Source organism: Micromonospora palomenae (genome assembly GCF_007829925.1).
In the GTDB taxonomy this organism is placed as follows: Bacteria; Actinomycetota; Actinomycetes; order Mycobacteriales; family Micromonosporaceae; genus Micromonospora; species Micromonospora purpureochromogenes.
In genome coordinates this window covers 1,629,664-1,647,954 of record NZ_VIXA01000002.1, presented here as the reverse complement: position 1 = coordinate 1,647,954, position 18,291 = coordinate 1,629,664, and the positions used below count along the sequence as shown (strand labels likewise).

Below are 18,291 nucleotides of genomic sequence, written 5' to 3'. Positions count from 1 at the left end.
CGCCGGGCTACCAGCCGGCCGCCGCCGTGAGCAGCGCCCGCCGTACCGCCTGCACCTCGCGCCGCCCCGCCACCGCGGGCCGGGCGGCCAGGAAGAGCGTGTTCAGCGGGGGCACCGCCGGGCTCGACAGCGGACGCAGCGCGCCGGAGGCCAGCTCACCCCGGCACAGGTACGTCGGCAGCACGCTCGCCCCGGCGCCGGCCACCACGGCCGCCAGCACCGCGCGCAGGTCGGCCACCACCAGGTTCGGCGTACGGGTGAGTCGGGTGTCGAAGACCGTCCGCCACCAGCGGCGCAGGATCGGCGCCTCCTCCGCGTAGGCGACCAGCGGCACGTCCCGCAGGGCCTGCGGGGTCACCGGGTCGGGCAGCCGCTCGCCCCAGGCGGGCGCGGCGACCAGGGCGAACTCCTCGTCGTAGAGCGGCTCGACGGCCAGCCCCCGCCGCCGGGGGCGCACACTGCTCACCACCAGGTCGAGCCGGCCGGCGGCGACGTCGTCCAGGAGCTGCTCGGGCAGTCCCGCGGAGACCCGCAGCTCCAGGCCCTCGGCGACCAGACCGGCCACCGCCGGCAGCGCCAGCTCCGCGAGGAACTCGGCCGGCCCGCCGAGGAAGACCGTCCGCGGGTACGGCGTGGCCGTGTCGTCGGCGAGTACGACGTCGAGGCGGTCCAGCGGATCGGCCACCCGGCGGGCCAGCTCGTCGCCGGCCGGGGTGGGCAGCACGCCCCTCGGCAGGCGGTCGAAGAGCGGCCGACCCACCGCCTCCTCCAGCGCGCGGATCTGGGCGGTGACCGTCGGCTGGGCCAGCCCGAGCAGCTCCGCGGCCGCGGTGATCGAACCGGCCCGGTGCACGGCCAGGAAGCTGCGGAGCAGGTCGAGCGACACCTTCACATCAGCAAACCTATCGCCGCTGTGTCGTTCGCCTATTGGTCGGCTATGGATTCGCGCGCCAGCATGGTCGACATGACACGTGCACTCATCGCTCTGACCAGCCACCGCCAGCTCGGCACCACCGGCCGCGAGACCGGCTTCTACGTCGGCGAGGCCGCAGAGCCGTGGGAGGTGTTCCGGGCCGCCGGCTGGGACGTCGACCTGGTCTCGGTGGCGGGCGGTCAGCCGCCGCTGGACGGCCGGGACGAGAACGACCGGACCCAGAACGACTTCCTGGCCACCGCCGGCGTGGAGCACACCGCGAAGGCCGCCGACGTCGACCCGACCGGGTACGACGTGATCGTCTTCGCCGGCGGTCACGGCACGATGTGGGACTTCCCGAACGACCCGGACCTGGCGCGCATCGCCGCGACCGTCTACGAGCGGGGCGGAGTCGTCTCGGCGGTCTGCCACGGCCCGTCCGCGCTGGTGAACCTGAAGCTCTCCGACGGCTCCCACCTGGTGGCGGGCAAGCGGGTGGCCGGCTTCACCAACGACGAGGAGAACGCCGTCGGCCTCAGCGACGAGGTCCCCTTCCTGCTGGCCGACAAGCTCACCGAGGCCGGTGCCGTCCACGTACCGGCGCCGAACTTCACCGAGCACGTCGTCGTCGACGGCCGCCTGGTCACGGGCCAGAACCCGCAGTCCGCCCGGGCCATGGCCGAAGCCGTCGTCAGGACCGTCGCCTCCCGCTGACCCCCCTCGGCGGGTGCGGACGCCCGGAGGAGTGGCCGTTCCCGGTGGAACGGCCACTCTTCCGCGGCTGTCAGAGGCGCTGCAGGAGGCGGAAGCGTTCGGCGACCGCGAGGGTGTCGTCGGTCACGGTGAAGTCGGGGTCGCCGAGCCAGCCCCGGTAGTCGGGGCCGTGCCAGTACGCCTCGTGCCCGGCGCGCCAGGCGGCGACGGAGTCGTACCCCTCGCCCTCGTCCCGGGCGTGGTCCAGGTCGACGTCGCCGAGCCGGAGGACGCGCACCTCGGTCAGCTCGATGACCGCGACCGGGCGGTCGGCGGAGTCGACCACCACCGAGCGGGCGCCGACCACCGGCAGCGGCTCGCCGTCGCGCTCGTGGTCCTGGAACAGACCGGTGGTGGAGGTCTTCGCGCCGGAGAGGACGGCCGCGACGAGCTGGTCCCGCAGCGGCCCCGGGAAGGCGAACTCGGTCTTCGGCAGGTCGGGCGGCGGCGTCGTCATCCGGCGACCGTAGCCGCCAGCGCGCCCGGTCACACCCGATAATCGCTGGGCAGTCCGGTGCCGCGCAGCTCGGGCGGCAGGTGGGTCACGTCGTTGAAGGCGATCAGGCTGGGCGGCCCGGTCGAGCTGTAGCGGATCACGGTCAGCCCGGCGTTGTGGTGGTTGAGGCCCAGCCAGCGCCGCTCCGGGGCGTCCAGGGCGTGCCGGACCAGCCAGGCGATCAGGAAGTTGTGCGTGATCACCAGCTCGCGGACGTCACCGTCGATCGGGGCGGTGGCGAACCGGGCGACGGCCTCCCGCGCCAGTCGCGGCCCGTCGGCCCGCTCGCGCGCCGAGAAGCCGGCCAGGAAACTCGCGTACGCCACCGGCAGCCCGGCCGGGTCGGTGTCGTGCGGCAGGTGATCGCCGGCCAGCTCGGTCGCGTACACCGGGACCGTGGGCAGTGACCCGGCGACCAGCTCGGCGGTCTCGACGGCCCGGCGCAGCGGGCTGTGGTGGACGGCGCGCAACGGCACGGCCCGCAGTCGCTGACCGAGCAGCGCGGCCTGCCGGCGGCCCCGCTCGGAGAGCCCCACCTCCGGCGACTCGATCTCCGGGCGGTCCTGCTCGCCGTGCCGGGCCAGGTAGAGCAGCCGGGTGGCCATCGTCGCCTCCTCGTGCGGCCGGGAGGCGCGATGCTAACCCGCGCCTCCCGGCCGTCGCCGCCCCGATCACGCTCAGCGAGGCGACCGTCGCAGCGCCGCCGCGAACGTCGCGGTCACCCAGGCCCAGCCGGCGGTCACCGCCAGACCGAAGGCGACCATGGCCACCGGGCCGGGCCGGACCATCAGCGCGCCCCAGGCGAGCGCGAAGAACACGCCGGTCGCGATGCTGGTGACGGCCGACACCCGGTCGCCGTCGCGGGCGGCCCGGCGGCCGGCGACGACCGTCGCCACGATCAACGACCCGAAGGCGACCGCCGCCGCGAGGAAGTGCAGCCCGCCGTGCCAGCTGATCTGCCCGGGCCCGCGCGGCGTGCCGGCCGGGAAGCCGTCGGCCGGGTCGGCGCTGAAGACCCCGGCCGCCATCAGGCCGAACCCCCAGAGGGCGAGCAGCCGGGGCAGCCAGGTCGAGCCGGTCACCGGCCGGCGGCGCACCGCGGCGGCGGCACCGACGCAGAGCGCCCCGGTGGCCAGGAAGGTGGCGATCTGGAGCCAACCCAGGTCGCCCGTGCTCAACATGCTGACCGGGTGCCGCCGGAAGTCGAAGCCGTCCCGGGTGACGCCCTGGGCCAGCGCGGACACGGCGAAGACCGGGCCGGCGAGGACGCCGCCGGCCAGCAGGGCCCGGTCCCGGCCGAGGGCGGCCGGTCCGGCGGCGGGCAGGGTGATCGCGTCGGTCACGGCCCCGCTCCCCTCAGGCCCGCGGGAACATCTGGCCGATACGGATCCTGTTGCCGAACGGGTCCCGGATGCCGAAGTCGATTCCGTACGGGCGCTCCATCGGCTCGTCGGTGATCTCGACGCCCTTGGCGACCAGGTCCTCGTGCGTCTTGCGGGCGTCGTCGGTGGTCATGAAGAGGGAGCCGGGCAGCGCCCCCTTGGTGAGCAGCTCCCGGACCTGCTCGGCCGTGGCCGGGTCGAGCGCCGGCGGGCCGGGCTTCTCCAGCAGGACCTCGCGCTCCGGGTCGCCGGGCAGGTTGACCGTGAGCCAGCGCATGAAGCCGAGGTCCTGGTCGGTGTTGACCTCCATGCCGAGCTTGCCGACGTAGAAGTCGAGGGCCTCGTCCTGGTCGAGGACGTAGATCTGGGAGCGGCTGATCGCGTTCATCGTCATGCCCATCACGCTAGAGGGTGGGCCTGACCTGCCGCTTATCCAAAACTGCTCGGTCTGGTCCAGGCCTTCGTGAAGCAGCTCGGCACGCGCGCGGCGGCGGCCGAGCGGCGCCTGCGGAAGTCGCTCGGCGACTCGCCGACGATCTGCCGGAACGTCCGGCTGAACGTCCCGAGGCTGCTGAAGCCGACCGCGAAGCAGATGTCGGTGACGTCCCGCTCGCTCTCGATGAGCAGCGACATCGCGCGTTCCACCCGCCGCCGTTGCAGGTAGCGGTGCGGGGTCTCGCCGAAGGTGGCGCGGAAGGTCCGGATGAAGTGCGCCTCGGAGACGAGCGCTATCCGGGCCAGCGCCGGAATGTCCAGCGGCTCGGCGTACGCCCGGTCCATGGCGTCCCGGGCGCGCAGCATGGCCCGGTTCGACTCCTCCACCGCACGACTCATCGGCCCCCACCCGTCGTCCCCGCCGTCAGCGCCAGGCTATCGCCGTCGGCTGGCGACGGGACCGACCGCCGGTGGCGAAGTGACCTGGTCGACCGGCCGCCGGCCGGCGGGAACCACTCGGGCCCGCAGCCGGCACCGAGGGGCAACGCAACGGTATCCATCGATGCAACAATCTTTTATTGTGAACGAGGTTTCCGAATTCCCCACCGTCCGGTACTTCGCCACGGCGAACCCCGTCGGGCCCGGCCAGGACGACGTGCCGGCGCTGCTCCGGCGGGTCGCGGACACCATCGAGGAGCTCGGGCCGGTGTGGATCCAGGACGTGACCTTCGAGAACGAGATCAACGAACACGGTGACTGGTACTCGCTCACCGTCTACTTCCACGAGGAGTCGAACGGCGGCGAGTGACGCGGTTCCCACGCGCGGCCGCCCGGCACCGGCGGCGCGGGCGTCAGCACTCGATCGAGGAGGACCGGACGATGGCCGCCAGCTGGGACCGGGAGGTGATGCCCAGCTTGGGGAACGCCTTGTACAGGTGGTAGCCGACCGTCCGCGGGCTGAGGAAGAGCTGGGCGCCGATGTCGCGGTTGGCGGCGCCACCGGCCGCCAGCCGTACGACTTCCCGTTCCTGGGGAGTCAGGACACTGAGCGGGTCGCCGGCCCTGCGGGGCGCGGCCGGCACGTCCCCGGTCGCACGCAGCTCGGCACGGGCCCGCCCGGCCCACAGCTCCGCACCGAGCCGATCGAAGGTCTCCAGTGCGCCGCGTAGCTGTGCCCGGGCGTCCGCCCGCCTTCGGGACCGTCGCAGCCACTCGCCGTAGGCGAGCCGTGTCCTCGCCTGTTCAAATGGTTGATCGCCGCTCTCGTGGACACGAACGGCCTCCACGAAGTGCGCCTCGTCCTGCTCGACGAGGGCCCGGCAGCGGAGGGCGATCGCGTCCGACGCCGGTTGACCGACGTGCCGCGCCCAGGTCAGGTAGCGCTCCAGCGGCTCCTCGGCCCGTTCCGGCTGGTCACTGCGGACGGCTGCCTCGATCTGGTCGGCGGCGCAGAGGACTCCGATTCCCGTCGGCGGGATCGCTGCCAAGTGCCGCAGGGCGGCCTCCGGGTGTCCCAGGCCGAGTTCGAGCCGGCCGAGCGCCCAGCGCCCGATGCTCGCGGCGAGAACCAGCCCCTGGTCGTCGGCTCGCCGGACCCCTTCCTCGGCCTTCTCGCGGCACCCCGGCACATCCGCCTGATGGGCGAGCACCCAGGCGATGCAGCAGGTGAGGTGGGTGACCCGGTGCTCGTGACCCAGCTCCGTCGCCAGCCGCAGCCCCGCGTCGAGCGTCGCCAGCGCCTCGCCGTACGAGCAGAGCAGCCCCTGTGCGAACCCATGGTCCTGCAGCGCGAACGACAGCCAGCCGATCATGCCGCTCTGCTGGCATTCCGCCACCACCCGTCCGGTGATCTCTGCGCACAGGGCGGCACGGCCCGCGGGGAGGCAGACACCGGCGGTGAAGGTCAGGCCGGGCACGCCCAGCCCGGCGAGCGCAGGTACGTCGAGCACCTCGCTGATGAGCCTGATCCCGCCGGGGATGTCGCCGCGCAGCAGCCGGGTCAGCCCGATCGCCTGGCTGACCAGCGGCGAACCGGGAAGCGCATCAAGCTTCGCGGCTGCCTGCTCCGCCAGCCGCGGGTCACCGGCGAACCAGGCGCAGCGCACGGCCTCCACCAGCAGCCAGTGCGCCTGCTCGGTGGCGTGGGCCGCTACGCGCGGAACGGTGTCCATGATGATTCGGCCCGCCGCCAGCGGGGTGCCCAACTCGAATTCCCGATGGGCGCGTACCTGGGTCAACGCCAGGATCATCGTGGGGTCGTCCACGTCGGGGGTGGCGCGGTCGGCGAGGGCGGCGGCACGGCGCATCAGGCCGGCGTCGCTCGCGGCCAGTGCGGCGGCGGCCAGCCGCGCGGATCGGCGTACCGGATCGGCGGTGAGCTCGGCGGCCCGTTCGTAGGCGGCCGCCATCGCGGCGTGCCCACCACGGGTACGGGCTCGCCCTGCCGCCTCCTCCAACTGTTCCGCGACGTCCTCGTCGGGACCGAGCGCGGCGGCGGCCAGGTGCCAGGTCCGCCGGTCAGCGGCATCCGGCGCGGTCGAACTGGTCAGCGCGTCGGCAAGGGCGCGATGTGCGGCGAGGCGTCGGCTGACGGGGGCACCGTGATAGGCGGCAGCCCTGATCAGGGGATGACGGAAACCGACGATCGACCCTCTGATCTCGATCAGCCGGCTCCGCTCGGCCGCTTCGAGACCGGGGAGGGACGCGCCGGCAGCGACCAGCGTCGCAAGCTCACCGGAGCCGCCCGCCGCCGCGATCAGCAGCGCGGTGCGCGCGTGCTCGGGAAGCTCCGCCATCTGCGCGTGGAACGCCGCTTGGACGCGATCGGCCACCGGCATCGCGCCCACCGGCGACAGTCGTCCCGCCCGCTGTTCGGGGCTGAGCGCGGCGGGCAACTCGATGAGCGCCAGCGGGCTGCCGTCCGACTCGTGGATGAGGCGCTCCCGCACCTGAGGCGGAAGGTCGGCCGGGAGCAGGGCGGCGGCTGCGGTGCTGTCCAGGCCGCCCAGCCGCAGCTCGTCAAGCCCCGGGGCAGGGAAACCCGGGCGAGCGGCGAAGATCATGGCGATGCCGTCCGCCTCGAGCCGGCGCGCGGCGAAGACGAGGGCGTCGGTGGACGCCTGGTCGAACCACTGCGCGTCGTCGATGAGACAGAGCAGCGCGCCGTCGCCGGCCAGCTCGGACAGCAGGCTCAGCGTGGCCAGTCCGACCAGGAACCGGCTTTCCGGCGGGGCGTCGCCCAACCCCAGTGCACCGCGGAGCGCGGCGGCCTGCGGGTGGGGCAACGCGTCGATCCGGTCGAGCCCGGTGCGCAGGAGCAGGTGGAGTGCGGCGAACGGCAGGGCCGCCTCGGACTCGACACCGACGCCGCGCAACACCCGCATGCCGGCTGCCCGCCCGGCGGCGTACTCGAGGAGCGCCGACTTGCCGATCCCCGCCGGACCGCGCACCACCAGCGTGCCGCTGTGACCGTTCCGGGCGCCTTCCAACAGCCGTTCGATCTGCGCCTGTTCCCTGGCCCGCCCGTGCAGCACGCCTGGCAACCTACCGTCACGACGACTGATTCGCCGATCGCGCCGACCTTCGTAGCTTCGTGATGAGACGCACGTCAGCACCACGAAGGGACCTTCGAGATGGTTACCGCCGCCAGCACCGTCCAGACCGCCGACGACGCCAAGCTGCTCCGCTTCGCCCTCAAGCAGGACGCGATCGGCTCGGGCGCCAACGGGGTCGTCTACCTCGCCGCTGCGGCGATCTTCGGCGAGATGTTCGGCCTTCCCGCCGCGTTCCTCTACCCGATCGGCGCGTTTCTGGTCGCTTTCGCGGCCGCGCTGCTCTTCCTCGCGTCGAAGCCGACGGTGAGCAGGCCCGCCGTGAGTGTCGTGATCGCTGTCAACACCGCATGGGTGGTCGCGAGCGTGGAGCTGCTCATCGCCGGGTGGTTCCCGCTGACCGGCCTCGGTACCGCACTTGTGATCGCACAGGCGGTGGTGGTCGCCGGCTTCACCGCTCTGCAGCTCGCCGTCCTCCGCAGGACGGTCTGAACCCGCTGCGCATCCGGTGCCCGCCCCGGGACGAGCGGGCACCGGTGCGCATCGGGACGCTGAAGCCACCGCCAGGGTGGCATCGGCGCTGAGGGCGGGATGTAACAAGGACCTGATCAGCCGCGCCTGTAGCGAGGTGAAGTCACGCCTGGGTGAAGGGCACGACTGTGCCTGATGTTTCCGCGATCGCGCGCGAGCGGGCAGCGCTGACGACCATTGCCGACGCGATCGTGGCAGCGTCCGTCGGCCGCGGCCTGCGGGTGGCCTTGGACTGCCCGAATACGCACCTAGCCCTTGTCGACTACCTGGCGCAGGCGCTACACGCCCGCGGCCGGGCCTGCCACTGTCAACCCAACGAGCCGAGCCCCGACGACGCAGGTGGTTCGCCGCGGGATCGGCAAGAGCACGGTTCGACCATCGTCGTGATCACGAGCGGGTTGGCCACCGAGACCGACCGCTTCGCGCAGCGCATCAACATCAGCGTGACTGCCCCTACCACCAAGGCACCCGGCGGGAACGCCGGCTACCAGGAGACTGGCGGCGCCCCTTCGGAGGAGAGCGGTGAACCCCACATCATCCTCGACTACCGCGATCCCGACGGGCCCACCATCCGCTACATGGCGTCCCACCTGAGGACGGGCGACGGGCAGTAACGCCTCGGCGCGCTGCCCCAGCCCGGCCGCGGCGTTCGCCCACCGGCCGTCGGTGTCGGCGGTCGCAACGATCAACGTCCGCAACCGATGCCACGGCCTGAGCGACGCCGACCACGGGCCGCGTCCACTCCAATGTGAAGTCTCTTCCAAAGGTTTGCCCTGCTAGCTGCGGGTAGGAACCAGATGCAAGGCAACCGACAGGAACGAAACAGCTCATGCGCTTGGCACGCCTCGGCATCACTGTCGCTGCGCTCGCGGCGGGAGCGGGTCTCATCCTCGGCGGAGCCGGAGTGCTCAAGCCGCCCCGGTGACGCAGCAAGCTCCAGCCGTCGCACCCACCGCGTCCGATCCTGTCCCTGCTCGGCTGAGCATCAACACAGCACAGCACCACTCGGGGAGCTGAGGGTAAAGGCCGCCGGCAAGAGCCGGCGGCCCTTACCGCGTCCGCGGCGAGCTGGTCGGGTCTGGCCATGTGGTGGATCTGGACGATGACAGCGTGGACCACCGGACGTCGTCCGCTGATCTCCGCCAAACCGCCATCCGGAGGGGATCCGAACACGGGATCCTCCGCTGACGTGGGTCGTGTAAGGCTGCGCGGACACGAGTCGCTGCACGGGCCGACGGGCCGGTGGAGCCGGCGGGCACCGGGGGGGCGACGTGAGCGGCGACGAACGAATCGGCGGGCCGGCCGGGGCGAACGGAGCTCGGCCCGCTTCGCAGGTCGGTCCCGCCCTGGGGCAGGCGGTCGTCGTCGGTGCGGTCGGGCTGGCCGCCCTTCCAATGGTGCTCTTCTTCTGGCTGCTCGTGCCGTCCTACCCTCAGGCTCTGCTACTCGGCGCGGCGGTGCTGCTCGTCGAACTCTTTGGCCTCGGGACGGCCATGCGTCAAGGGTCCGCGCTCACCGCCACGCTCGGGCGCCGGGTCGGCTGGACGCTGCTGGTCGCCACAGGCGGTATCGCGCTTGGCGGCTACTGCCTGGCGCGGCTGCCCGACCTCCTGCCCGGCCTCGGCGGCTCCATGTCCATGTTTCTGCTGCCCGCGTTGGGGCTGGCGCTGGTCTCGGCGGCACTCACCCGGCCCCGCGTGGTCCGGCTGCCGGCCGTCGCGTTGATCGTGCTTCTCGTCAGCGGGATGGCCCTGGCAACGGTGGACCGACGGGCCGACGAACTCGCACAGCGTCTCGACCACGCCGGCGTTGAGGCCGACCTGGTGTTCGTCACCGCGTTGCCCGGCTACAGCGAAGCCGGGCAACGCGCGGTGACGCCGACGAACAAATTCGCCGTCACGTACTCGCCGGTGGACGGGTCGGGTGGCCGGATCATCGTGTGGGCAACCCGTGGTGGGATGCCGGACTGCCTGCCGGAGCCGCCGGGCGGATATCCCGATGGGTACCCCCTTCACTGCGTGCGGGAGGCGCCGGAGCGGTCGTACCAGGCGATACCGCCGGATCTGCATGAATACCTGGCAAGCCGGGGTGACCGGGTGGTGCACGTGCGCGCCACCCGCGACGTGGACCGGGAGACGCTGCGGGTCGCAGTGGACAACGTCCGGCAGGCGACACCCGACGACCTGGAACAACTGCTGCCGCGGTTGCCGCTCCACCTGCGCCGCTGAAGACCGTGCAGCGGGTTGCCGGTCAGCTCACCCTGCTCGAACGACCCGTTCGGCAACCGGATCCGCATGGGCCAGATGCTCCCGCAGGCCTGAGCCGGGCGGACCGGGGCCCGGCGGATCTCCGCCGGGCCCCGGTGACGTTCAGCCGACGGCGGGTGCCTCGACCACGGTGACAGGCGCGGCGGCGCTGTTGTTCTCCGTGACCATGTCCAGCCCGTTGCGGCCCTCGATCCTGGCGATGGCGGTGAGGACGTCACCGGGAACGGCCTGGTCCACCCGCATGGTCAGGGCGAGTTCGGACGCGCTGGCCCCGGCCGGCATCAGGCCCGTGTAGCACGACCAGACGTCCTGGTTGAGCTGCAAGTCCCGGCCGAGGTTGCAGTCCCAGTCCTGCCAGTAGAAGACGTCGACGGGCGTCATGCCGGTCGGGACGTAGATGTTCACCTTCATGTACTCCGCGTCGGGGCCGTTGTTGACGGCGCCGACCTGGTAGGTGACCTGCTCCCCGACGGCCGCGCCGGCCCGGTCCGGGGTCAGGGCGACCGCCAGGTCGGGTTCGACGTACGGCAGGGCGACCTCGTCGCTGTTGTTGTCGAGCACCGGCTCCGCACTGGTGGTGGTCGCCACCGCACCGACCACCGCCGTGCTGCCGGCCTCGCCGGCTGGGAGGGAGAGCCACAGTGGCAGCTCGTCAGCGACCGCGCCCGCGGCCAATGGTCCACGCCGGCAGATCCAGTCGGCATCCCCCACGGCGCAGTCCCAGCCGGGCGGGCTGGTGCTCTCGCCCCAGCCGCCCCACACGGTGCCGGCCGGCCGGGAGATGCTGACGGCGACGCCGTCAGCCGTGGCGGTGCCGACGTTACGCAGGTCGATGGTGAAGTCACGCCAGCTGCCCTGGGTGGGGACGCCGGGCTGGACGGCACTGACGGTGACGCTCAGGTCCGCGCGTTTGGGCGCGGCGGTGGCCGGGGTGACGTGGCCGGTCAGGACGGCGCCCAGGCCGAGGGTCGAGGCCGCCGCGAAGGCAAGGCGACGACGGGTACGGATCGATTTCATGTCTTCCTAACGTCGTGGACTACGGTCGGCAGGATCTTGCCGACATCCATGAGGCGTCGATGGCATGCAGAGGGTTACGGGCGTCGGCCCGCGCCCGATCCAGGCTGGAGTGTCTGATGGATGTCTCGCCTGCTCTACCTGGCCCGCCACGGCGAACAGGAGAACGCGGAGGTGAAGTCGCCCCACACCGGACTCTCCGAGCGAGGCCGCCGGCAGGCGACGCTGCTCGGCGAACGGCCGGGGGGGCTACCGATCGACGCCGTCCACCACGGATCGCTGGGCGGGGCCGCGGCGGGTTATCGCTTTCGCGTCGGCTCAGGGGCAGGCGCTGCGGGTGACCCGGCGTGCGGTCGCGCCATTTGCCGAACTTGACCTATAGCAATTGATTGCCCGCGTCTGCTGCTGCGGGGCACGATCCTGGTTACCACGCGAAGGGGGCAGCGATGAGGCTGCGTATCGGGATCGCCGTCTTGCTGTCCACGCTGGTCGGTGCGTTGGTTGGGGCCGCGCCCGCCCAGGCGGAAGACCTGTCGGTGACGATCACGTCGCCGGCCAACGGGAGCACCGGGCCCAGCGACATCAGCGTCACTGGTACCTCCAACGCCGATCCGAGCGCCTACCGCCTCATCCTGGTCGTTAACGGCGAGGACCGCTACGGCACCCTGCGCGCTGACGACACCTGGGAAATGGTGTACCAGCAGTTCGACTACGGCTGGAACACCTTGTGCGCGCAGATCCGCAACCTCGACCTCAACGTCACCTATGCCAGCTACTGTTCGGCCTACCGGGTGCTGCCGCCGCCGCTTGAGTTGTACATCAACTGGCCCTACGACGGTGCCATCGTTGACCCGACCGTGAAGATCACCGGCTACGTCAACTACGAGTCCAACATGAAGGTCTACGTCAACGGCAGTGGGCCGACCCTGCTGAGCGGCGTCTCGGGTTCCTTCGTCTACGGCGGCGGCTACATCATCGACGGGACGTACACGACGGTCTTCGAGGCCACGGACATCTACGGCAGGACGGCGACGGCCAGCGTCACGTTCACCGTCGACGGCACCGCGCCGCCGACGCCCGTCGTCAGCTCGCCGTCGACGAAGAAGATCATCACGACGAAGACGTTTACGATCAGCGGTACCGGCGAGCCGTCGACCGAGGTGCGGATCCAGCCCGAGTCGGGCCAGGCAGCCACCGAGTCCATCGGGGCCGACGGGACGTGGGCCCATACCTTTGGTAACTACGACCTGGAGTCCTACTACACCGGGCGGCGCACGCCCTTCACGTTCACCGTCGCCGGCTACGACGCGGCCGGAAACTTCTCGCCCGCGGCGTCTTACACGTACACGCTGAAGATCGCGCCGTGACCCGGCAGCAAGGCGGTCACCAGGCTCAGCATCAGCAGGTCGACTGCCAGGCCGGGCACGGCAGCGAACCGGTGGACGAAGGACTTCGCCAGCGGTGTGATCGACCTGGAGAAACGGCGAAGCCCAGGTCATTGACCTGGGCTTCTGCACCAGGCCGCCTGACGGAAGGCGGGGCTCCCAGACGTCCGCTTCCACGATCCGCGGCACACCTGTCTGACGCTCCTGCTCATACCGGGATGGCGGAGCAGACGGAGGCCCTGCGCAAGCTCGGCGAGGCGTCGGCCCGGTCGACTGATGTCAGACATGGATGTCAGCCACCCGCCCGCCAGCCCTTGACGGGCACGCCAGGTGGGATTTGGCTGGTGAAGATCTAGAGCCCCCGGCCGGGATCGAACCGGCGACATCTCGCTTACAAGGCGAGTGCTCTGGCCAGCTGAGCTACAGGGGCGCGTGTGCCGACGTCAGCATAGCGACTGGTGCCCGAAAATCCCGCTCGGCAGGTGTCCCGAGCACGGAAAACGTCAATTTCCCGACCCCTGGGGCCGACGCATCGCCGTGGCCCGCGCGGGTGCCGGTGCCGATTGATGCCCGGCCGTGCCCGACTGACCGGAATGCGTATGCGGTCCATCCCACCCGCCGTCCCCTGTCTTGGCAGGGTGGGCAAAGCCGTTTACCGTGCAGTGACACGGACGACACCCCCGATCGGCTCCGGCCGCCCGGGGACGTCGCCCGAGGACCGGCACCGAGGGTGCCGGTGGCTCCTTCACTCGGATCGTCCGGCACGTTCCTGCCGGTGAAAGGAAGCGCTCCACCATGGCTACGGTCACGTACGCGAAGGCGTCCCGGATCTACCCGGGCACCGAACGCCCCGCGGTCAACCAGCTCGACCTCCAGATCGGCGACGGGGAGTTCCTCGTCCTGGTCGGCCCGTCGGGTTGCGGTAAGTCCACCAGCCTGCGGATGCTCGCCGGCCTCGAGGACGTCGACGACGGCGCGATCTACATCGACGACCGGGACGTCACCCACCTGCCGCCGAAGGCCCGCGACATCGCGATGGTCTTCCAGAACTACGCCCTCTACCCGCACATGTCGGTGTACGAGAACATGGCGTTCGCGCTCAAGCTGCGCAAGACCTCCAAGGACGAGATCGACCGGCGGGTCAAGGAGGCGGCCGGGCTGCTCCAGCTGGAGGAGTACCTCAACCGCAAGCCGAAGGCGCTCTCCGGTGGCCAGCGCCAGCGGGTCGCCATGGGCCGCGCGATCGTCCGCGAGCCGCAGGTCTTCCTTATGGACGAGCCGCTGTCGAACCTCGACGCCAAGCTCCGGGTGCAGACCCGTACCCAGATCGCCTCGCTGCAGGCCAAGCTCGGCATCACCACGGTCTACGTCACCCACGACCAGGTCGAGGCGATGACGATGGGCCACCGGGTGGCGGTCATGCTCGACGGCGTGCTCCAGCAGGTGGACACCCCCCGCGCGCTCTACGACACCCCGGCCAACGTCTTCGTCGCCGGCTTCATGGGCTCCCCCGCCATGAACATCAAGACCGTGCCGCTGAACGAGCAGGGCGCCGCCTTCGCCGACCTGCACATCCCGCTCACCCGGGAGCAGATCGCCGCAGCCAAGGAGGAGGGTGGCAACGGCAAGGTGACCGTCGGCTTCCGCCCGGAGGACTGCGACCTGGTCAGCCCGACCGAGGGCGGCATGCCGGTCGTGGTCGAGCTGGTCGAGGACCTCGGCTCGGACGCCAACGTCTACGGACACGCCGCGCTCGAGGGCGCGAACGAGCGGTTCGTGGTCCGCACCGACCGGCGCACCATGCCGAACATGGGTGACACCGTGTTCGTCAAGCCGCGCGCCGGCCGCAGCCACGTCTTCCACGCCGTCACCGGCAAGCGGATCTGACGTACCGGCTGCACTGACGTACGCGAAAGGGGCGGTCCGCTGTCGGCGGGCCGCCCCTTCTCGTCTGCGTGGGCGCGGGTCGGTCAGACCTCGGCGGCGCGGCGGCGGGCCACCTCGGCGAGGGTGACCGCGGCGGCGACGCTGGCGTTGAGCGACTCCACGTCGGAGATCATCGGGATGCTGACGGTCAGGTCGCAGGTCTCGCCGACCAGCCGGGACAGCCCGCGCCCCTCCGAGCCGACCACCACGACCAGCGGGCCGACGGCGGCTTCCAGGTCGTACAGGTCGGTTTCGCCGTCGGCGTCCAGGCCGACCACCATGAAGCCGGCGTCCTGGCAGGCCTTCAGCGCCCGGGTCAGGTTGGTGACCTGGGCAACCGGCACCCGCGCGGCCGCGCCGGCGCTGGTCCGCCAGGCGGTCGCGGTGATCCCGGCGGCCCGCCGCTCGGGTACGAAGACACCCTGCGCGCCGAACGCGGCGGCGGACCGGATCACCGCACCCAGGTTGCGCGGGTCGGTGACCCCGTCCAGCGCCACCAGCAGCGGGGCGGTGTGCTCCACCGACGCGGCGATCATGTCCTCGAACGGCTGGTAGGCGAACGGCGGCACCTGGAGGCCGACGCCCTGGTGCAGCACCCCGCCGGTCATCCGGTCCAGCTCGGCGCGGCTGATCTCCAGGATGGCGATGCCCCGGTCGGCGGCGGTCCGGATGATCTCGTTGACCCGGTCGTCGACGTCGATGCCCTGCGCGGTGTAGAGCGCGGTCGCCGGCACCTGCGCGCGCAGCGACTCCAGCACCGGGTTGCGGCCGACCAGCAGCTCCGGGGTGTCCTTCGACGGGTTGGACTTGCGGCCCGGCGCGACCCGGGGGCCGGAGCGACCGGTGGGCTTACCACCCCGGCCGCCCGTGCCACGGGCCGCCGGAGCACCCCGGCCACCGCCGCGACCCCAGGTGGTGTCCTTGCTGCCCGGCTGGCCGATCTTGGGGGCGCGCCCCTCCTCGGCCGCCGCCCGGCGCTCCTTGTCCTGCTTCCAGGCGGTGCGCTGCGGCAGCTTCTCGGTGCCCGAGTACGCCTTGTGCCAGGGCCGCTCGTCGGCGGGCAGGGTCCTGCCCCGACCCGCGAGGGAGTCCTTGTTCTTGCCACCGGAGCCCTTGGGGGCACCTGCCTTCGGCGTCAGTCGCCGGCCACGGCGCTGCGAGTTGCCGGCCATCAGTCCTGCTCTCCAATAGTCCAACGGGGGCCCTGGGGGGTGTCCTCGACCACCACGCCGGCCTGCTTGAGCTGGTCGCGTACGGCGTCAGCGGCGGCCCAGTCCTTGCGGCCGCGGGCCTGGGCACGCTGCTCCAGGGCCAGCGCGACCAGGGAGTCGACCACGCCGCGCAGGTCGTCGGCGCGGTCGCCGCCGGTCCAGGCCGGGTCCAGAGGGTCAACCCCCAGGATATCCAGCATGGCGCGCGTGGAGGCCAGGGTCGTGCGGACGGTCACATCGTCGCCGGCGGTCAGCGCGGTGTTGCCGTCCCGGACCACCTCGTGCAGCACCGCGAGGGCGGCGGAGGTGTTCAGGTCGTCGTCCATCGCCGCGACGAACCCGGTCGGCAGCTCGCCGAGCTGCCCGCCGCCGACCCGCTCGGCGGCCCGCTGGACGAAGCCCTCGATCCGCCGGTACGCCACCGCGGCCTCGCGCAGCGCGTCCTCGGAGTAGTCGATCCGGGAGCGGTAGTGCGCGGCGGCGTAGTAGTAGCGCAGCTCCACCGGGCGCACCCCGAGCGAGTCGACGTACGTCAGGTCGAGGGCGTTGCCGAGCGACTTGCCCATCTTGGCGCCGCCGATGCTGAGCAGGCCGTGGTGCACCCAGTACCGGGCGAAGGGCAGCCCGGCGGCCTGGGACTGGGCGATCTCGTTCTCGTGGTGCGGGAACGTCAGGTCCAGCCCGCCGCCGTGGATGTCGAACTCGGCACCCAGGTAGCGCCAGCACATCGCCGAGCACTCGATGTGCCAGCCGGGGCGACCCCGGCCCCACGGCGACGGCCAGTAGGCGTCGGCCGGCTCGTCCGGCTTGGCACCCTTCCAGAGCGCGAAGTCGCGCGGGTCGCGCTTGCCGCGCTCAGGGGCGTCCCCGGCGGACTGCATGTCGTCGGGCGACTGCCCGGACAGCGACCCGTACGCCGGCCAGGAGGCCACGTCGAAGTAGACGTCGCCGGATCCGTCGGTGGCCGGGTACGCGTGCCCGGTCTCGATCAGCTCGGCGATCAGCTGGTGCATCTCCGGGACGTGCCCGGTGGCGCGCGGCTCGTACGTCGGCGGCAGCACGTTCAGCGCCCGGTACGACTCGGCCAGGATCTGCTCGTTGGCGTACGCGATGGACCAGAACGGGCGGCCGTGCTCCATCGCCTTGACCAGGATCTTGTCGTCGATGTCGGTCAGGTTGCGGATGAAGGTGACCTCGTAGCCGGCGGTGAGCAGCCAGCGGCGCAGCACGTCGTAGTTGACGCCGGAGCGAAGATGGCCGATGTGCGGCGGGGCCTGGAGGGTGAGACCACACAGGTAGACCCCCACCTTGCCGGCTTCCCGCGGGACGAAGTCCCGCACCGATCGGGTGGCGGTGTCATACAGGCGTAGCGTCACCGTACAAGGGTAGCCGTCCACGCATTCCGGGGCCGCCCGGAGCCGGGTCGTACGCTGCGTGCTGTGGAGACGACGGCGAGGTCCGGCGAGCCCGGGGACGCGGCGGTCCGGCCCGGAGCCGGTACGACGGCCCGGGTCGGCGCCGGTGCGACGGAACGGGTCGACGCCGGGGCGACGGAACGGGACCGGACGGCGGGCGGCGAGACGGCGGGCCGGCCCGGCGAGACCGCGCAGACCCTGGACCGGGGCCTGCGGCTGCTGCACCTGGTGGCCGACGCTTCCGCCGGGCTGACCGTGACCGAGGCGGCGAACCGGCTGGGCATCGGCCGGGCGGCCGTCTACCGGCTGGTCGGGGCGCTGACCGGGCACGGGATGCTGCGTCGGGACGGCGACGGCCGGCTGCGCCTCGGCGCCGGCGTGCTGCACCTGGCCCGTCGGGCCCAGCCGCTGCTCGCCGAGGGAGCGCTGCCGGCGCTGCGCCGGCTGGCCGAGCAGGCCGGCGCGACCGCGCACCTGACCGTGGTCGAGGGCGGCGAGGGGGTGGCGCTGGCGGTGGTCGAGCCGAGCTGGACGTCGTTCCACGTGGCGTACCGGACGGGTGCCCGGCACCCGCTGGAGCGCGGGGCGGCCGGCCTGGCCATCCTCGCCGGCCGGTCGGGAGTGGCCGACCCGGTCAGCACCGTCGGGGAACTGCAACCCGGGGCGTACGGGGTGGCGGCGCCGGTGCTGGGGGTGCCGGGTCTGGAGGCGAGCGTCGGAGTGGTGGCCCTGGCCCCGCTGGACGCCGACACCGTCGGCGCGCAGGTGCTCGCCGCCGCCCAGTCGATCGCCGCCGCACTCTCCTGACCCACCGACCCTCGGCCCCCTCGCGTTTGCGGCGTGTCGGGGTGTCCCAGGGGCGTCGACACCCCGACACGCCGCATATCGAGTGGATCAAGCGCGGCACCCATAGCAGAGCCGGCTTGTCGGTGGGCACTTTCCACAGGGCAGCCAGAGGGGCGGCGCGTTGTCCACAGGGGTGTCGGGAAGCCGGTCCCGGTACCCACGCTGG

Annotated in this window: 19 protein-coding genes and 1 tRNA gene; 9 read left to right on the top strand and 11 right to left on the bottom strand. The window is 72.1% G+C overall.

Going from position 1 to position 18,291, the window contains the following annotated elements; translation table 11 throughout:
- Window positions 1-7: 7 nt before the first annotated feature.
- Window positions 8-892: a LysR family transcriptional regulator gene (locus FHX75_RS18780; RefSeq protein ID WP_154941467.1), complete on the bottom strand. Its 885-nt coding sequence runs from the start codon at window positions 890-892 to the stop codon at window positions 8-10.
- A gap of 72 nt (window positions 893-964) precedes the next feature.
- Here FHX75_RS18780 and FHX75_RS18775 point away from each other — a divergent pair, with 72 nt between their 5' ends.
- Window positions 965-1,627 carry a type 1 glutamine amidotransferase domain-containing protein gene (locus tag FHX75_RS18775; protein WP_246158180.1) on the top strand — a complete coding sequence of 221 codons (663 nt, stop codon included), beginning with the start codon at window positions 965-967 and terminating at the stop codon, window positions 1,625-1,627.
- Window positions 1,628-1,697: 70 nt separating this feature from the next.
- On the opposite strand, the gene FHX75_RS18770 is transcribed toward FHX75_RS18775, so the two are convergent.
- The 5 genes from FHX75_RS18770 to FHX75_RS18750 all read right to left on the bottom strand — a co-directional run bounded on the left by FHX75_RS18770 (window position 1,698) and on the right by FHX75_RS18750 (window position 4,378).
- Entirely contained in the window at window positions 1,698-2,123 is a 426-nt protein-coding gene (locus tag FHX75_RS18770) for an ASCH domain-containing protein (RefSeq protein WP_154941464.1), read from the bottom strand.
- A 29-nt stretch (window positions 2,124-2,152) separates the two neighbouring features.
- Complete coding sequence (locus FHX75_RS18765) at window positions 2,153-2,767, bottom strand: histidine phosphatase family protein (RefSeq protein ID WP_154941462.1); 615 nt, start codon at window positions 2,765-2,767, stop codon at window positions 2,153-2,155.
- Between the two features lie 72 nt (window positions 2,768-2,839).
- The gene (locus FHX75_RS18760; protein WP_154941460.1) at window positions 2,840-3,505 is read right to left on the bottom strand and encodes a DUF998 domain-containing protein; all 666 of its coding nucleotides are present in this window, start codon (window positions 3,503-3,505) and stop codon (window positions 2,840-2,842) included.
- 13 nt (window positions 3,506-3,518) lie between these two features.
- A complete protein-coding gene (locus FHX75_RS18755) occupies window positions 3,519-3,938 on the bottom strand; it encodes a VOC family protein (protein WP_154941459.1) in 420 nt (139 codons plus the stop codon).
- Between the two features lie 35 nt (window positions 3,939-3,973).
- A complete protein-coding gene (locus FHX75_RS18750) occupies window positions 3,974-4,378 on the bottom strand; it encodes a helix-turn-helix domain-containing protein (protein WP_154941457.1) in 405 nt (134 codons plus the stop codon).
- A gap of 181 nt (window positions 4,379-4,559) precedes the next feature.
- Between FHX75_RS18750 and FHX75_RS18745 the strand changes: the two genes are divergently transcribed.
- Entirely contained in the window at window positions 4,560-4,787 is a 228-nt protein-coding gene (locus FHX75_RS18745) for a hypothetical protein (protein WP_210773739.1), read from the top strand.
- Window positions 4,788-4,830: 43 nt separating this feature from the next.
- Here the strand turns inward: FHX75_RS18745 and FHX75_RS18740 are convergent, their stop codons facing one another.
- The gene (locus FHX75_RS18740) at window positions 4,831-7,512 is read right to left on the bottom strand and encodes a helix-turn-helix transcriptional regulator (protein ID WP_154941453.1); all 2,682 of its coding nucleotides are present in this window, start codon (window positions 7,510-7,512) and stop codon (window positions 4,831-4,833) included.
- A gap of 99 nt (window positions 7,513-7,611) precedes the next feature.
- Here FHX75_RS18740 and FHX75_RS18735 point away from each other — a divergent pair, with 99 nt between their 5' ends.
- The 3 genes from FHX75_RS18735 to FHX75_RS18725 all read left to right on the top strand — a co-directional run bounded on the left by FHX75_RS18735 (window position 7,612) and on the right by FHX75_RS18725 (window position 10,289).
- The gene (locus FHX75_RS18735; RefSeq protein ID WP_154941452.1) at window positions 7,612-8,022 is read left to right on the top strand and encodes a hypothetical protein; all 411 of its coding nucleotides are present in this window, start codon (window positions 7,612-7,614) and stop codon (window positions 8,020-8,022) included.
- 152 nt (window positions 8,023-8,174) lie between these two features.
- Window positions 8,175-8,675 carry a hypothetical protein gene (locus FHX75_RS18730; protein ID WP_154941450.1) on the top strand — a complete coding sequence of 167 codons (501 nt, stop codon included), beginning with the start codon at window positions 8,175-8,177 and terminating at the stop codon, window positions 8,673-8,675.
- A gap of 657 nt (window positions 8,676-9,332) precedes the next feature.
- Entirely contained in the window at window positions 9,333-10,289 is a 957-nt protein-coding gene (locus FHX75_RS18725) for a hypothetical protein (protein WP_154941448.1), read from the top strand.
- A 141-nt stretch (window positions 10,290-10,430) separates the two neighbouring features.
- Here FHX75_RS18725 and FHX75_RS18720 read toward each other — a convergent pair whose 3' ends face one another.
- Entirely contained in the window at window positions 10,431-11,345 is a 915-nt protein-coding gene (locus FHX75_RS18720; RefSeq protein WP_154941446.1) for a DUF11 domain-containing protein, read from the bottom strand.
- Between the two features lie 120 nt (window positions 11,346-11,465).
- On the opposite strand from FHX75_RS18720, the gene FHX75_RS18715 reads away from it, so the two are divergent.
- Together FHX75_RS18715 and FHX75_RS18710 are read left to right on the top strand one after the other, a co-directional pair.
- Window positions 11,466-11,717: a histidine phosphatase family protein gene (locus FHX75_RS18715; RefSeq protein ID WP_154941445.1), complete on the top strand. Its 252-nt coding sequence runs from the start codon at window positions 11,466-11,468 to the stop codon at window positions 11,715-11,717.
- A gap of 71 nt (window positions 11,718-11,788) precedes the next feature.
- Window positions 11,789-12,709, top strand: coding sequence for a hypothetical protein (locus FHX75_RS18710; protein WP_154941444.1), 921 nt, complete (start codon window positions 11,789-11,791; stop codon window positions 12,707-12,709).
- 374 nt (window positions 12,710-13,083) lie between these two features.
- Here FHX75_RS18710 and FHX75_RS18705 read toward each other — a convergent pair.
- Window positions 13,084-13,157 (bottom strand) — tRNA-Thr (locus FHX75_RS18705).
- Window positions 13,158-13,522: 365 nt separating this feature from the next.
- On the opposite strand from FHX75_RS18705, the gene FHX75_RS18700 reads away from it, so the two are divergent.
- Complete coding sequence (locus FHX75_RS18700) at window positions 13,523-14,614, top strand: ABC transporter ATP-binding protein (protein WP_154941442.1); 1,092 nt, start codon at window positions 13,523-13,525, stop codon at window positions 14,612-14,614.
- Between the two features lie 83 nt (window positions 14,615-14,697).
- Here FHX75_RS18700 and rlmB read toward each other — a convergent pair whose 3' ends face one another.
- Complete coding sequence (gene rlmB / locus FHX75_RS18695) at window positions 14,698-15,825, bottom strand: 23S rRNA (guanosine(2251)-2'-O)-methyltransferase RlmB (RefSeq protein ID WP_154941441.1); 1,128 nt, start codon at window positions 15,823-15,825, stop codon at window positions 14,698-14,700.
- On the bottom strand, window positions 15,825-17,240 hold the full coding sequence (cysS, locus tag FHX75_RS18690) for a cysteine--tRNA ligase (protein WP_154941439.1): 1,416 nt from the start codon (window positions 17,238-17,240) through the stop codon (window positions 15,825-15,827). The genes rlmB and cysS overlap by 1 nt, the downstream gene beginning before the upstream one ends.
- 63 nt (window positions 17,241-17,303) lie before the next feature.
- On the opposite strand from cysS, the gene FHX75_RS18685 reads away from it, so the two are divergent.
- Window positions 17,304-18,086 (top strand): IclR family transcriptional regulator, encoded by a 783-nt coding sequence (locus tag FHX75_RS18685; RefSeq protein WP_425463499.1) that lies wholly within the window; start codon window positions 17,304-17,306, stop codon window positions 18,084-18,086.
- The last annotated feature ends 205 nt before the right edge of the window (window positions 18,087-18,291 follow it).